Source organism: Terribacillus saccharophilus (genome assembly GCF_000725365.1).
GTDB classification, from domain to species: Bacteria; Bacillota; Bacilli; order Bacillales; family Amphibacillaceae; genus Terribacillus; species Terribacillus saccharophilus.
The window spans coordinates 1,320,376-1,334,526 of record NZ_CP008876.1 but is presented as its reverse complement, the minus strand read 5'-3'; the positions used below and the strand labels follow the sequence as shown (position 1 = coordinate 1,334,526).

Annotated in this window: 11 protein-coding genes; all 11 read right to left on the bottom strand. The window is 43.9% G+C overall.

Annotated elements, in window-relative coordinates; genetic code table 11:
- Nucleotides 1-11 precede the first annotated feature (11 nt).
- Nucleotides 12-485, bottom strand: a complete 474-nt coding sequence (gene rimP / locus GZ22_RS06755) for a ribosome maturation factor RimP (RefSeq protein WP_038560288.1) — start codon at nt 483-485, stop codon at nt 12-14.
- 278 nt (nt 486-763) lie between these two features.
- Nucleotides 764-5,056, bottom strand: a complete 4,293-nt coding sequence (locus tag GZ22_RS06750; protein WP_038560285.1) for a PolC-type DNA polymerase III — start codon at nt 5,054-5,056, stop codon at nt 764-766.
- Between the two features lie 80 nt (nt 5,057-5,136).
- Nucleotides 5,137-6,834, bottom strand: a complete 1,698-nt coding sequence (locus tag GZ22_RS06745; RefSeq protein WP_038560282.1) for a proline--tRNA ligase — start codon at nt 6,832-6,834, stop codon at nt 5,137-5,139.
- 15 nt (nt 6,835-6,849) lie between these two features.
- Nucleotides 6,850-8,106 (bottom strand): RIP metalloprotease RseP, encoded by a 1,257-nt coding sequence (gene rseP, locus GZ22_RS06740; protein ID WP_038560279.1) that lies wholly within the window; start codon nt 8,104-8,106, stop codon nt 6,850-6,852.
- 15 nt (nt 8,107-8,121) lie between these two features.
- Nucleotides 8,122-9,267, bottom strand: a complete 1,146-nt coding sequence (locus GZ22_RS06735; RefSeq protein WP_038560275.1) for a 1-deoxy-D-xylulose-5-phosphate reductoisomerase — start codon at nt 9,265-9,267, stop codon at nt 8,122-8,124.
- Between the two features lie 25 nt (nt 9,268-9,292).
- Nucleotides 9,293-10,117 carry a phosphatidate cytidylyltransferase gene (locus GZ22_RS06730; protein WP_038560271.1) on the bottom strand — a complete coding sequence of 275 codons (825 nt, stop codon included), beginning with the start codon at nt 10,115-10,117 and terminating at the stop codon, nt 9,293-9,295.
- Between the two features lie 15 nt (nt 10,118-10,132).
- Nucleotides 10,133-10,897 carry an undecaprenyl pyrophosphate synthase gene (locus GZ22_RS06725; RefSeq protein ID WP_038560268.1) on the bottom strand — a complete coding sequence of 255 codons (765 nt, stop codon included), beginning with the start codon at nt 10,895-10,897 and terminating at the stop codon, nt 10,133-10,135.
- A gap of 146 nt (nt 10,898-11,043) precedes the next feature.
- On the bottom strand, nt 11,044-11,601 hold the full coding sequence (frr, locus tag GZ22_RS06720; RefSeq protein WP_038560265.1) for a ribosome recycling factor: 558 nt from the start codon (nt 11,599-11,601) through the stop codon (nt 11,044-11,046).
- Nucleotides 11,601-12,326: a UMP kinase gene (gene pyrH, locus GZ22_RS06715; RefSeq protein WP_038560262.1), complete on the bottom strand. Its 726-nt coding sequence runs from the start codon at nt 12,324-12,326 to the stop codon at nt 11,601-11,603. Before pyrH ends, frr begins: the two co-directional genes overlap by 1 nt.
- Before the next feature lie 66 nt (nt 12,327-12,392).
- Nucleotides 12,393-13,274 (bottom strand): translation elongation factor Ts, encoded by an 882-nt coding sequence (gene tsf / locus GZ22_RS06710; RefSeq protein ID WP_038560259.1) that lies wholly within the window; start codon nt 13,272-13,274, stop codon nt 12,393-12,395.
- A gap of 82 nt (nt 13,275-13,356) precedes the next feature.
- The gene (gene rpsB / locus GZ22_RS06705; RefSeq protein WP_038560256.1) at nt 13,357-14,100 is read right to left on the bottom strand and encodes a 30S ribosomal protein S2; all 744 of its coding nucleotides are present in this window, start codon (nt 14,098-14,100) and stop codon (nt 13,357-13,359) included.
- Between the last annotated feature and the right edge of the window lie 51 nt (nt 14,101-14,151).

Below are 14,151 nucleotides of genomic sequence, written 5' to 3'. Positions count from 1 at the left end.
TATATCCCCCTTTAGTTAAACGTTACAGCCAGACGTGCCTTCGCGATTTTCTCATATGGAAGGGACACTTCCTTTTTCCTCGCTTTGATCATGACTTCCAATGTCAATACATCGTCTTCGAACGCCTTCAATGTACCTTGATACTCTTTCTCGTTATCGATCGGCTCATACAGCTTTACATGTACTGTTTTGCCGATGCTTTTTGTAATTGCTTGTTTCGTTTTTAACGGTCTTTCCGCTCCTGGCGAAGAAACCTCAAGGAAGTATGGAAGATCAACCGGATCATTCTCATCTAGAATTGCACTCAACTTCTCTGAGACGATGGCGCACTCCTCGATATCAATGCCTTCCGTTTTGTCGACATAAACACGCAGGAACCAGTTCTTGCCTTCCTTGACGAATTCTACGTCAACCAACTCAAGCTGCAGCTCTTCCATGATCGGTTGTAGATAGCTTTCCGTAACTTCCGTTATATTAGCTGCCAAAATGCTTCCTCCTTTACTGCACGCTTTCAGGCGAATATTACTTTTAAAATGGGTAAGGGCGTGCCTCTCAATAGAAAACCCTTGCCCGAAATGGAAGCAAGGGAACAATGTTTATCATGTGCTTTTTGCTACAAAACAACGAAGAGGCGCTCCCCTTACAAACTTGATGCCGAATCCATGGTATGAAAAAGAGTGGGAAATCCCACTCTTGATCTGGTTCGTATCAATACCGCTATTGGATAATATACCACAAGTTTCTTATTTAGGCAAGAATCCTGTTAGAATAGCGAAAGCTGGTTCTGGTCAGCCATTCCTTCCAGACAGCCATGCTGATCCATATACTCCAATACCGTTTTACTGATCCTGCTTCGTTCACGCAAGTCCTCTTTTGATAGGAACTCGCCATCTTCCCGTACTTTCACGATATTAAGCGCAGCATTGGTACCTAGTCCGTCAATTGCATTGAAAGGCGGAATCAAGCTGTCTCCATCAACAAGAAAGTCAGTTGCACTGGATTTGTACAAATCTACTCGCTGGAAATGGAAGCCTCGCTCACACATCTCAAGGGAAAGCTCCAGTACCGTCACAAGGTTCTTCTCTTTTGGAGAAGCATCATGTCCCTTTTGGTTGATTTCGTTGATACGATGGCGGATTGCATCCGGTCCTTTGATCATCGTATCAAGCTCGAAATCACTAGCTCGTACACTGAAGTACGCTGCATAGAAGAGAATTGGATGATGCACCTTAAAGTAGGCAATTCGCACAGCCATGAGTACATATGCCGCTGCGTGGGCTTTCGGGAACATGTACTTGATCTTCAGACAGGAATCGATATACCAATCCGGTACATTGTTCTTCTTCATATCTTCTATCCATTCATCTTGGAGGCCTTTCCCTTTTCGGACAGACTCCATGATCTTGAACGCAAGAGATGAATCAAGGCCTCTGTGCATTAAATATACCATGATGTCATCACGACAGCCGATTACTTCAGGCAATGTGCAAATACCGCTGTTGATTAATTCTTGAGCATTACCAAGCCATACATCTGTACCATGAGAAAGACCGGAAATCTGGACAAGCTCGGCAAAAGTTGACGGGTTCGTATCCTCCAGCATCTGGCGGACGAAACGCGTTCCAAACTCTGGTACACCAAGTGTTCCTGTTTTACACATTATTTGTTCTGCCGTCACACCTAATGCGTCGGGTCCGGAAAAGATCTTCATCACTTCCGGGTCGTTCGTCGGTATTGTTTTCGGATCGATACCTGACAAATCCTGAAGCATTCGGATAACGGTCGGATCATCGTGTCCGAGAATATCCAGCTTAAGCAGATTATCATGAATTGAGTGGAAGTCGAAATGAGTCGTTTTCCATTCAGAATTGCGGTCATCTGCTGGGAACTGGATAGGTGTGAAGTCATATATATCTTGGTCATCAGGTACAACAATTATACCACCTGGGTGCTGCCCAGTCGTTCTTTTAACACCGGTAGTTCCTTGCACAAGACGATCCACTTCCGCGTTGCGGATATGAAGCTGATTGTCACTGGCATAGCCTTTTACATAACCGTAGGCTGTTTTTTCTGCTACAGTTCCTATTGTGCCGGCGCGATATACCTTGTCTTCTCCAAACAGCACTTTCGTGTAGTTATGGGCTTGCGGCTGATAAGCTCCAGAGAAGTTCAAATCGATATCGGGAACTTTATCACCTTTGAATCCTAGGAAGGTTTCGAACGGAATATCCTGTCCGTCCCTCTTCAATGATTCACCGCATGACGGACAATTTTTCGCAGGAAGATCGTAGCCACTGGCAACAGATCCATCATTGAAGAACTCGTGGTACTTACAGCCAGGACATACATAATGCGGCGGTAGCGGGTTTACCTCGGTAATATCGGTTAGCGTCGCAATCAATGACGAGCCGACTGACCCCCGAGACCCAACCAAGTATCCGTCTTCCAGTGATTTCTTCACCAGCTTATGCGAAATCAAATAAATAACGGCAAATCCGTGGCCGATAATACTTTTCAGTTCCTTCTCAATTCGTTTCTCAACTATTTCCGGCAATTCTTCACCATAGATGCTCCGGGCACGATCATAGCTCATCTGGCGCATTTCGTCTTCCGCACCATCAATATTAGGCGTGTACAGATCTTCTTTGACCGGTTTCACAGCTTCCATCATGTCAGAAACTCTCTTCGTGTTCGTCACAACGATCTCTTTCGCTTTTTCAGAAGGAAGGAAATCAAAGCAAGCAAGCATTTCTGGTGTCGTGCGGAAATGGACATCAGGCAAAGTCTGTCTGCTAAGTGGGTTACCATTCTGCGACTTGATCAAGATATTTCTATACTGCTTTTCGTGCTCTTCAATATAATGCACATTACCGGTCGCAACTACCGGCTTATCCAGATCTTCACCTAGTTCGACAATGTTGCGAAGGATGTCAAACAGATGTGCCTCATTCTGGACAAGCTCTTTCTCGATCAAATGATAATAGTTAGATGGAGGCTGCACTTCAATCACATCATAAAATGCCGCAGCTTCTGCTGCATCTTCCTTCGATTTTTGCATCATTGCCTCGAACACTTCACCTTTGTCACAGCCTGAGCTTATAATCAAACCTTCTCGATGCTGTTCCAGCTTGGAACGAGGAATTCTCGGTACACGATAAAAGTAGTCTACATGTGACATACTTACAAGCTTGTACATGTTCTTCAAGCCAGTTTCATTCTGCACATAGATTGTACAATGGTATGGACGGGAACGTTGATAGGCGTTTCCTTCCCCCATGTAGTTATTTAGCTGATTATGATTCATGATTTCTTTATTGAAGGCTTCCTTCAATAAACGCCAAAGCAAGTAACTTGTAGCTTCTGTATCGTAGATTGCGCGGTGATGCTGCGTTAATTCGATATCCAGGAATTTACACAGTGTATTCAAGCGGTGATTCTTCAGCTGCGGAAACAGGAATCTGGCAAGCTCCAGTGTATCAATAACTGCATTCGGTGCCTTCTCCAGACCAATTCGCTTGAAGCCTTGATTCAAAAAGCCCATATCGAAGCTTGCGTTATGAGCAACTAAAACATCATCGCCCATCCAAGCGTTAAAATCATTCAAAACGTCCTCGATTTCAGGCGCATCTACGAGCATATCGTCCGTGATGCCAGTCAAGTCAATTATCGTTTGACTAAGCTTTTGATGCGGATTGGCAAATCGTTCGAAGCGGTCTACAATTTCTCCGTCATGGAACCTCACCGCAGCCAGTTCGATTATTTTATCATAGGAAGCAGATAGACCTGTCGTCTCTACGTCGAATACGATATAAGTCGCTTTTTCCAAATTGATATCTTTGCTGTTGTATGCAATAGGAACCCCATCGTCGACAAGGTTGGCTTCCAATCCATAGATAACTTTTACATTGTTTTTCTTACCGGCAGCAAATGCTTCCGGATAACTCTGCACGACAGCATGATCTGTTATTGCGATACTTTCATGTCCGAATCTCGCTGCCGTCTCAATTAAACGGCTTGCTGATGTAACAGCATCCATTTGACTCATAAGCGTATGTGCATGCAGTTCGACACGCTTCTCCCCTTCTTCAGCTTCATCCCGGCGAAGAGTAACGGTGATCTGGTTGATGTCATTTGCCATCATAGTCAGTTCATTCGTGAAGTTGTCTGTTTGGATGCTTCCGCGTGCTTTTATCCACATACCTTTTTTGAGCTGCTTGAATTTATCAGCATCTTCATTACCTTTAGAGAACATTTTGATTTGGAAACTGTCAGTGTAATCCGTTACTTTCGCGATGAGCAAGTGACGGCCAGAACGCAATTCACGAATATCTACATCAAAAACATATCCTTGAACTGCCATGCGACGTTCTTCATCCTGAATATCCTGCATCAGTGTAATTTCGTCATTGATAGCATAACCGATCATAACTGGACCTTGAGGAGCCTCATCCTGCTTCTTCGCACGTTCTTCAGAATCCTTGATAGCCTTTTGAACAAGCAAGCTATCTTCCAGTGCTTTTTGCTCACGGAATTTAGTCATTTCTTCCACGCTTTGCTCCTGAACGGTGACAGTAAGCATATAAAGGCCCGCTCCTATTTTCTCACAATACGTTTGAAAAGCAGGTTCGAGTCTTTTCTTTAAAGCACTTGCTTCTGCTTCATTTCTCGCAGTTAACATAATCTTATTACCGTTAACTGTCGGGAGCTGCGTTTGGACAAGATCCTTATAAGCGGGTGACAGTTTGGGATAAGTTAAGACAAAATCCTTCCAATAATCCTGTATATGGTCACCTTCCACTGTATTCGTGACACATCGAATAGACCAATTCACAGCAGCAATGTGTGCGAAGGCTTCTGTCAGCTTAGCAGTAAAGATTTTATATATGGTTGGAGGCAGCAGATTCGCCAATTGAAAATGAAAGTGCCAAGACTTTTCTTTCGGGTCGACTTCCAATCTCTCCAGCTGACTCTCCTTGAAATGAGCTTCGATAGTTTCTTTATCTAGCTGGATCTGCTCAAGGAGCATGTCCATTTTCTCATTGCGACTTAAACTCATTGTGACTTCTCCTCCCCCGCTAGTGGTACTGCGGTCTTGCGAAAGCCCCTGTCAAAGGATTGACAAGGGCTTGTACATTTTTATAGATAAGCAGCTAGTTGCTCAAGCAAATCATTCTCATGTGAAACTGCTTCTTGTTCTGTATCACGGAACTTCACTTCCACTTGGCCATCAGTGGCAAGTTTACCTACTGTGACGCGAACTGGAACACCAATTAAGTCGCTATCTGCGAATTTGACACCTGCACGTTCGTTACGATCATCGTACAACACATCGACGCCCGCTTCAAGTAATCTTTCATATAAACGATCAGCCAATTCACGCTGTTCGTCTTTTTTCGGGTTAAGGCTAATCAGATGTACTTGGTATGGACTGATGGATTTAGGCCACACAATTGCCCCTTCTTTGCTGTGCTGTTCGACAGCCGCCGCAAGTGTACGCGATACACCAATTCCATAACATCCCATAATAAGATTCTGAGCTTTTCCTTGTTCATCAAGGAATTTAGCCTGCATTTTTTCTGCATAGAATTCACCTAGCTTGAATACTTGTCCAATTTCGATACCTTCCGCAAATTGGATTGTACCATTGCCGTCTGGAGATGGATCGCCAGCTTTAATGAATCTTAGATCAGCATATTGCTTCACTTGGAAGTCACGTTCTGGGTTCACATTTTTATAATGGAAGCCATCTTCATTCGCTCCGCAAGTTACATTAACTACATATTTAACGCTATTATCTGCAATAACGTCTATATCTTCATGTACATTGATTGGACCAAGAGATCCAAAGCCAGCACCAAGCAGTTCTTTCACTTCCGCTTCAGCGGCAAGCTCAACAATCTGTGCTTGGTAAAGGTTTTTCACCTTAATGTCGTTAATCTCATGATCTCCGCGTGAAATGACCATAACAAGACGGTCATCCACTTTGAATACAACTGCTTTTAGACCCTCTTCAAGCGTGTGACCAAGAAAATCTGCCACTTCCTGCATCGTCTTAACACCAGGGGTCTCGATTTTTTCAAGAGCGAGAGCTTCCGCATCAGGCTTTTGACCTTGATCAAGTACTTCGGCCATTTCAATATTGGCTGCGTAATCTGATACATCACTGAATGCAATCGTATCTTCTCCAACAGAAGCAAGTGCCATGAATTCGTGTGTATCCTTCCCGCCCATTGCACCAGAATCAGCTACTACTGCACGGAAATTCAATCCTACTCGTTTAAAGATGCGATGGTAAGCGTCAGAGATAGTCTCATAAGCTTCATCCAAACTTTCGTAATCAGCGTGGAAACTATAAGCATCTTTCATGATAAACTCACGACCGCGCAATAGTCCAAAACGAGGACGCTGTTCATCACGGTATTTCGTTTGGATCTGATACACCGTAAGCGGTAATTTCTTATAACTGTTTAATTCATCACGTACTAAACTCGTTGTAACTTCCTCGTGAGTAGGACCAAGTGCGAATTCCCGGTTATTCCGATCATGCATACGCATCAGCTCAGGTCCGTATACCTTCCAGCGTCCTGTTTCTTTCCATAGCTCTGCAGGCTGCAGTGCCGGCATAAGCATTTCGCTCGCACCGGTACGATCCAACTCCTCACGGATGATCGCTTCCACCTTACGCAGCACCTTCGTACCAAGCGGCAGATAGCTGTAGATTCCAGAAGCTGTCTGGCGGATATATCCGCCTTTGACTAATAGCTGATGGCTGATTGCCTCTGCGTCAGCTGGAACTTCTCTTAGTGTTGGTATAAATGTTTTACTTTGTCGCATTCTTCCACCTCTGCATCATAAAAATAGCCGCTGTATATCATTCCAAGTGACCACAATCATCAAAAGCATGAGCAAAGCAAATCCAATGAAATGGACTACTGCTTCTTTTTGTGGTTCAACTGGTTTACCTCTTAATGCTTCCACACCGATGAACAACAAACGTCCACCATCAAGTGCGGGCAGCGGGACGAGGTTAACGATCCCAAGATTGACACTGAGCAATGCTGTCCATTGGATCAGATTAATCAATCCCGTTTTTACTACTTGATCTGTCGCATCATATATACCTACTGGACCAGAAAGCGCATTGATACTAAGCTGACCAGTTATGAGCTGTCCTAAATTGGTTATGATCATTGTTCCGAATTCCCAGGTTTGCTGGAAAGTATAAGGAATTGCACCTAAGAAACTTTTCTCCATTGCAAGTGTTACACCGATTTGGCCGATTTGCTGATCGCCATTTTCAACAAGCGCAGGAGTCATCAGAAGCTGCTGCTCAGCACCGTCCCGGACGATTGTAGCCTCAAGTTCTCTTTCGGGGTTCTCTCGCACGATAGTCGTGAACTCTTCCCAAGTTTGCACAGGTGTTCCATCGATTGCTGTAATTTCATCTCCCGACTGAATCCCAGCTTCTTGTGCAGCTGATCCGTCTTGTACAGTACCTACGGCTGCGTTGTCAGCTGGTACTCCCTGTATTAGAGCAAGTATGAAAAACAACACAAGCGCAAGCAGGAAATTCATCATCGGACCGGCAAACAATTGCATTGCTCGCTGCCGCTTGTTCTTAGAAGCGAATTGTCGGTTATATGGAGCGATTTGAGTTTCTGTCTCATCCATAACGTACATAGCTTTCTCATGGACTGGGAAAGAAAGTCGTTCTTCCTCACCTATCTCATAACCATATATCAGCAGGCTATGATCCAAATCTGCACTTTCAACTTCAATAACGCGTGCATAAGGATGCTTGGATTTATTATTGACGATAATCTTTGTTACTTCCTGTTTGTCATTGAATTCCAGACCGATATGATGACCAGGCTTCAACTCCACGATTTCCGGATCTTCACCGGCAACGCGGACATATCCCCCAATCGGGAGTAGTCTGATCGTATAAAGTGTCTCGTTTTTCATCCAGGAGAAGATCTTCGGTCCAAAACCGATGGCGAATTCACGTGCTAGCATTCCAGCACGCTTCGCAAAAATCAAATGTCCGAGTTCGTGCACGAAAACGAGCAGCCCGAACACTAGGATAAACGCAATAATAGTTGTCACAATGGGCACCTGCCTTTATTGGATATAGGACCTCACTTGACTCCGCGTGAGACGATCTGTTTCCATGATTGTTTCCAAAGAAGGGAAAGATTCATAGACATGTGCATCTAGTGCGCGCGCTACATAATCCTCTATTGTCAGGAAAGAGATCTTCCCTGCAAGAAACAACGCTACAGCCTCCTCATTTGCAGCATTCAATACGGTAGTGGCAGTGCCGCCGGCTTTGCCTGCTTCGTATGCCATACGCAAACAAGGAAATCGTTCCATACTCATTTCTTCAAAGTGGAGTTTGCCTATTTCCACTAAGTTTAACCTTTTTGAAACGGCTAAATCAAGTCTTTCAGGGTAGGTGAGTGCGTACTGGATCGGAACCCGCATATCAGGTGTACCAAGCTGGGCAAGGACACTGTAATCCTTATACTCTACCATGGAATGAATGATGCTCTCCCTGTGCTGTACAACCTCGATATCATCATAATCAATTCCAAATAGCCAATGTGCTTCGATAACTTCCAAACCTTTGTTCATCATCGTTGCAGAATCGATGGTGATTTTTTGTCCCATACTCCAGTTCGGATGGCGCAGAGCATCTTCCAGCGTTACTTGTTTAAGCTCATCCCTCGTCTTATCGCGGAAACTTCCGCCAGAAGCGGTAATGATCAGCTTGTTTACGTCCTCAAGCTTTTCCCCATTCAGGCATTGGAAAATAGCTGCGTGTTCACTATCTACCGGAAGCAGATTGACACCATGTTTCTTCGCTTCAGTCATGACAAGATGACCAGCTGAAACCAGCGTTTCCTTATTGGCGAATGCTACCTGCTTCTTAGCACGGATTGCTTCTAGCGTCGCTTCAAGTCCGATACTGCCGAGAACAGCATTTACGACAACATCGACCTCACCTGCTGAAGAGATTGCTACCATTCCAGTGGAACCGACCAGGATTTCTGCATGCGGAAGTGTCTGATGAAGTTTCTCTTTTGTTTGTTCATCCTGTACAACTACTACAGCGGGTTCGAACTCCTTGATAAGCGGCAACGCTTTTTCAATGTTTCGACCAAATGCCATACTGTGAAGTCGAAATGCTTCCGGATGGTTGCGGATGACATCCAATGTCTGCAGACCGATTGAACCGGTTGCACCTAATAATGCGATTGTTTTCATCGGACACGCTCCTCTTTATACTCTATTAAATGAATTGAATTAAATGCAGGATCGGGAAAACAAAAATCATACTGTCGAAACGATCCAATATTCCGCCATGTCCCGGCAGGATTTTTCCAGAATCTTTTACAAGGTAATGACGTTTAAAAGCAGATTCAACCATATCTCCAAGCTGGCCGAAGAGAGCAATCAAGATACATACTCCCGCAACAATTAAAATGGAGCTGCTTACTGGGGAAATAAACTGGAATACAATACCTGCTACACAGCCAAGAACGAGGCCGCCTACGCCTCCTTCGATTGTCTTGTTCGGACTGATTGTAGGCCAGAGTTTACGTTTACCGAAAGCTTTTCCAAAGAAATAAGCTCCCGAGTCAGTTGCCCAAATAACAACCAGGACAAAAATGAACTTGGACAATCCTGATACCGTATGGCCTCCAATTATTTCATCCGGAGCGTTCCTCGTAATAATGAAATAGAGGAAACCAAAACCGACATATACAACCGTAATCAGCAGGAATCCTGCATCTTCGAAAGTGAATCGGTTCTTAGCCAGTACTGTGTAGCTCAGCAGTAGAATAACGGAGAATAACAGAATATCCGTTTTATTGATATGTAAATCAAACATTGTGTTGATCATGCCCAGGTCTGGGGCCAATAGCCCCCATAGCAACAGGACACTCACGACAGATGGTACTTTATATTTCGCGATTTTGCGCATACGCAACAGCTCGATGAAGGCGATGGTTGCGATCAAATAAATAAACGCCTCAAACCATACCCCGCCAAGCAGTACAAATATCATGAAGAATATGCCTGCGATAATCGCTGTGATCAATCGTTGCTTCATTGTTAAATATTCACCTCAAATACCGCCATAGCGCCGTTTTCTGTTCTGGAAATCACTGACCGCCTGCTCGAAAAGCAGTTCATCAAAATCAGGCCACAATACTTCCGTGAACCATAGCTCTGAATAAGCGCTCTGCCAAAGCAGAAAATTGCTTAATCGATGCTCGCCGCTTGTACGGATAATTAAATCCGGGTCTGCCAATTTTTCAGTATATAAATAGCGGGAAATACATGTCTCATCGATATCTTCCATTTGAAGTTTCTTGTCGGAGATATCCTTCATCATACTTTGTACAGCATGAACAAGCTCGTATCGTCCACCATAATTCAATGCGAAGTTGAGTATAAGACCATCGTTATGTTTCGTCTGCTCCATCGCTTCTCTGATTGCTTCCTTAGTAAAGGAAGGCAAACCTTCAAAATCTCCAATCGTCTGTACCTTAACGTTCTCTTCAATGAGCTCAGGCAGGTAAGTCGTTAGAAACTCCTTTGGCAGCTTCATCAAAAAATCTACTTCTGCCTGCGGCCGTTTCCAGTTCTCTTTGGAAAAAGCATACAGTGTAAGTACCTTCACATCGATCCGATTCGCAGCTTTAACAATCCGTCGGACAGTTGTCATCCCTTCTTTGTGTCCTGCAATTCTGGGAAGACCGCGCTTTTTAGCCCAGCGTCCATTTCCATCCATGATAATGGCCACGTGTCCTGGAATGTTTTCGAGCTTTAGAGTCGATGGCTGTAAGTCTATTCTTCTTTTCCTATTGAAAAAAGGAAGTTTAATCATTTTGAATCCTCCATTGGGCTTTTTTCTCTGCTGACTGAAAAGAGCCAGAGGCGCCCTGCGCAGTACTGCTCATTGCTTCTCGCAAAAAGAGCAAAAACCCCCTTTAGCAAGAGGGTCTTGTACTACTTATTTTACATGGTTAAGGGTCAAACTTCCAATATTTCTTTTTCTTTGTCTTTTGCAAGACCTTCAAGCTGGGTGATGTGCTTATCCGTTTCCGTCTGTACATCATCCTGGAAGCCTTTTAGTTCATCAGCTGTGATTTCTTTACTCTTCTCAGCTTTTTTCAATTGATCGTTGCTGTCACGGCGAATATTACGGATTTGTACTTTCGCCTCTTCTAGATATTTAGAAACGACTTTTACTAAATCCTTACGTCGCTCCTCTGTCAATGCAGGGATGCTAAGACGAATTAAATTACCGTCACTAGAAGGAGATAGGCCAAGATCAGCTTTTTGGATAGCTTTTTCGATATCGGAGATCGCTGTTTTGTCGTAAGGTGTGATAACAAGCATGCGTGCTTCTGGAGCTGTAATACTTGCTAGTTGGTTTAAAGGTGTGGAAGCACCATAGTAATCTGCATAGACGCTATCCAAAAGAGATGGGTTCGCACGTCCAGCACGGACAGTCGCCAGCTGTCTGGAGAAAGCCTGTACTGCCTGTGTCATCTTGCTTTTCGCATCAGAAATGATTGCTGTTGACATTATTTATTCCCCCTAATAATCGTTCCGATACTCTCACCGGAAACTGCTTTTTTGATATTACCTTTTTCACTAATAGAGAACACAAGTAGCGGAATATCATTATCCATACATAATGTGGAGGCTGTCGCATCCATGACTCCCAGTCCTTCGTTCAGGATATCCAAATAAGTTAGAGTGTCGTACTTCACAGCATCTGCTACTAATTTAGGATCTGCACTGTAAACGCCATCGACATTATTCTTAGCCATCAGGATTACTTCAGCCTCAATTTCAGCAGCTCTTAAAGCAGCTGTTGTATCAGTAGAGAAGTACGGGTTTCCTGTACCTGCTGCAAAAATGACAACACGTTTTTTCTCAAGGTGACGAATCGCCTTACGACGGATATACGGCTCAGCTACTTGGCGCATTTCGATAGATGTCTGCACTCTTGTCGGAACATCAAGGTTCTCCAAGCTATCCTGTAAAGCAAGAGAGTTCATCACTGTTGCCAGCATACCCATATAGTCAGCATTTGCACGGTCCATTCCCATTTCACTGCCAACTTTACCGCGCCAGATGTTACCGCCGCCTACGACAACTGCAACTTCCACTCCCATTTCTGCTACTTCTTTTACTTGTTCCGCAATCGAACGGATGACGGAAGGTTCAATACCATAGCCGACTTGGCCGCTTAATGCTTCTCCACTTAGTTTTAATACGATTCTTTTATAGGGTGCTGTAGTCATCATTGCCTCCAAAGGTATGTATTTTGTAAAAAAGGGAACACCAAGTGTCCCCTCTTTTTGTCGTACTTATTTTTTAACTTGGCTCATTACTTCGTCAACGAAGTTATCTTCACGTTTTTCCATACCTTCGCCCACTTCATAACGAACAAAGTTAACTACAGAAGCACCTTTGTCGGATACGTATTTCTTCACTTTTTGATCTGGATCTTTAATGAAGCTTTGTTCAAGCAAGCAGATCTCTTCGAAGAATTTACCAAGACGGCCTTCTACCATCTTCTCAACTATGTTTTCTGGCTTACCTTCGTTTAGAGCTTGTGTTTTCAATACTTCGCGCTCACGTTCTACTTCTTCAGCAGCTACTGCATCACGGGAAACGTAACGAGGGTTAACCGCAGCGATGTGCATTGCAACGTCTTTACCAAGCTCTGCATCAGTAGTACCATCAAGCAATGCCAATACACCGATACGTCCGCCGCCATGTGTGTAAGCGCCGAATGCTTGGTTGTTTTCTTTGCTTGCAAGTGCGAAGCGGCGAAGAGAAATCTTTTCTCCGATTTTCGCGATAGCAGCATTGATGTATTCACCAACAGTTTGGTCACCATTGATTTTTTGTTCCAATGCTTCTTCTACGTTAGCTGGTTTGTTAGTAAGGATATGCTGAGCAAGATCGTTCAATAATGTTTTGAACTGATCGTTCTTTGTAACAAAGTCAGTTTCACAGTTTACTTCAAGCAATACTGCATGATCGCCTTCTGTTGCGATGAAAGTTAAACCTTCTGCAGCGATACGATCTGCTTTCTTAGCAGCTTTCGCAATACCGTTCTCGCGAAGGTAATCAATCGCTTTCTCCATGTCACCATCTGTTTGTGTCAAAGCTTTTTTACAATCCATCATACCTGCGCCAGTTTTTTCGCGCAATTCTTTTACCATTTGTGCCGTGATTGCCATCGTAAATGCCTCCTTAGGGTTTGGACAATTCATTTCTTGAAAAAAGGGTGATAAAAGGTCCCCCCTTATCACCCTTCATCCATTACTCGCTTACAGCTTCTGTAGCTTCTTCAGCAGCTGGAGCTTCTTGGTCTTCCAATTCTTCACCTTGCTTGGATTCCAAGATAGCATCAGCCATTTTGGAAGTAAGCAATTTGACAGCGCGGATTGCGTCGTCATTTGCAGGGATCACGTAATCGATTTCGTCCGGATCACAGTTAGTATCAACGATACCGATGATTGGAATATTCAATTTATGAGCTTCTGCAATAGCGATTCTTTCTTTGCGTGGGTCGATAACGAATAGAGCGTCAGGGATTCTTTCCATGTCTTTGATACCGCCCAGGAATTTAACAAGACGTTCTTTTTCTTTAAGCAAACCTACTACTTCTTTTTTAGGAAGTACTTCGAAAGTACCGTCTTCTTCCATGCGTTCGATGGATTTCAAACGGTTGATACGTTTGCGGATTGTCTGGAAGTTAGTAAGCGTACCACCCAACCAACGTTGGTTAACAAAGTACTGACCAGAACGGATCGCTTCTTCTTTCACAGATTCCTGTGCTTGTTTCTTCGTACCTACGAAAAGAATAGTACCGCCATCAGCAGCAAGTTCTTTCACGTAGTTATAAGCTTCGTCGACTTTCTTAACTGTTTTCTGAAGGTCGATGATGTAGATGCCGTTACGCTCAGTGAAGATATATTTCTTCATTTTTGGGTTCCAACGGCGAGTCTGGTGACCGAAATGAACACCAGCTTCAAGCAATTGTTTCATTGAAATGACTGACATAGTGTTTCCTCCTAATGGTTTTTTCTCCTCCGACTGCTTCATCTTTTATCG

What these genes read in the sequence shown, in the direction of transcription:
- GZ22_RS06750 (WP_038560285.1), bottom strand. Translation starts at nt 5,056, where the DNA reads ATGAGTTTAAGTCGCAATGAGAAAATGGACATGCTCCTTGAGCAGATC.
- GZ22_RS06745 (WP_038560282.1), bottom strand. Translation starts at nt 6,834, where the DNA reads ATGCGACAAAGTAAAACATTTATACCAACACTAAGAGAAGTTCCAGCT.
- GZ22_RS06735 (WP_038560275.1), bottom strand. Translation starts at nt 9,267, where the DNA reads ATGAAAACAATCGCATTATTAGGTGCAACCGGTTCAATCGGTCTGCAG.
- GZ22_RS06730 (WP_038560271.1), bottom strand. Translation starts at nt 10,117, where the DNA reads ATGAAGCAACGATTGATCACAGCGATTATCGCAGGCATATTCTTCATG.
- GZ22_RS06725 (WP_038560268.1), bottom strand. Translation starts at nt 10,897, where the DNA reads ATGATTAAACTTCCTTTTTTCAATAGGAAAAGAAGAATAGACTTACAG.
- frr (WP_038560265.1), bottom strand. Translation starts at nt 11,601, where the DNA reads ATGTCAACAGCAATCATTTCTGATGCGAAAAGCAAGATGACACAGGCA.
- pyrH (WP_038560262.1), bottom strand. Translation starts at nt 12,326, where the DNA reads ATGACTACAGCACCCTATAAAAGAATCGTATTAAAACTAAGTGGAGAA.
- tsf (WP_038560259.1), bottom strand. Translation starts at nt 13,274, where the DNA reads ATGGCAATCACGGCACAAATGGTAAAAGAATTGCGCGAAAAAACTGGC.
- rpsB (WP_038560256.1), bottom strand. Translation starts at nt 14,100, where the DNA reads ATGTCAGTCATTTCAATGAAACAATTGCTTGAAGCTGGTGTTCATTTC.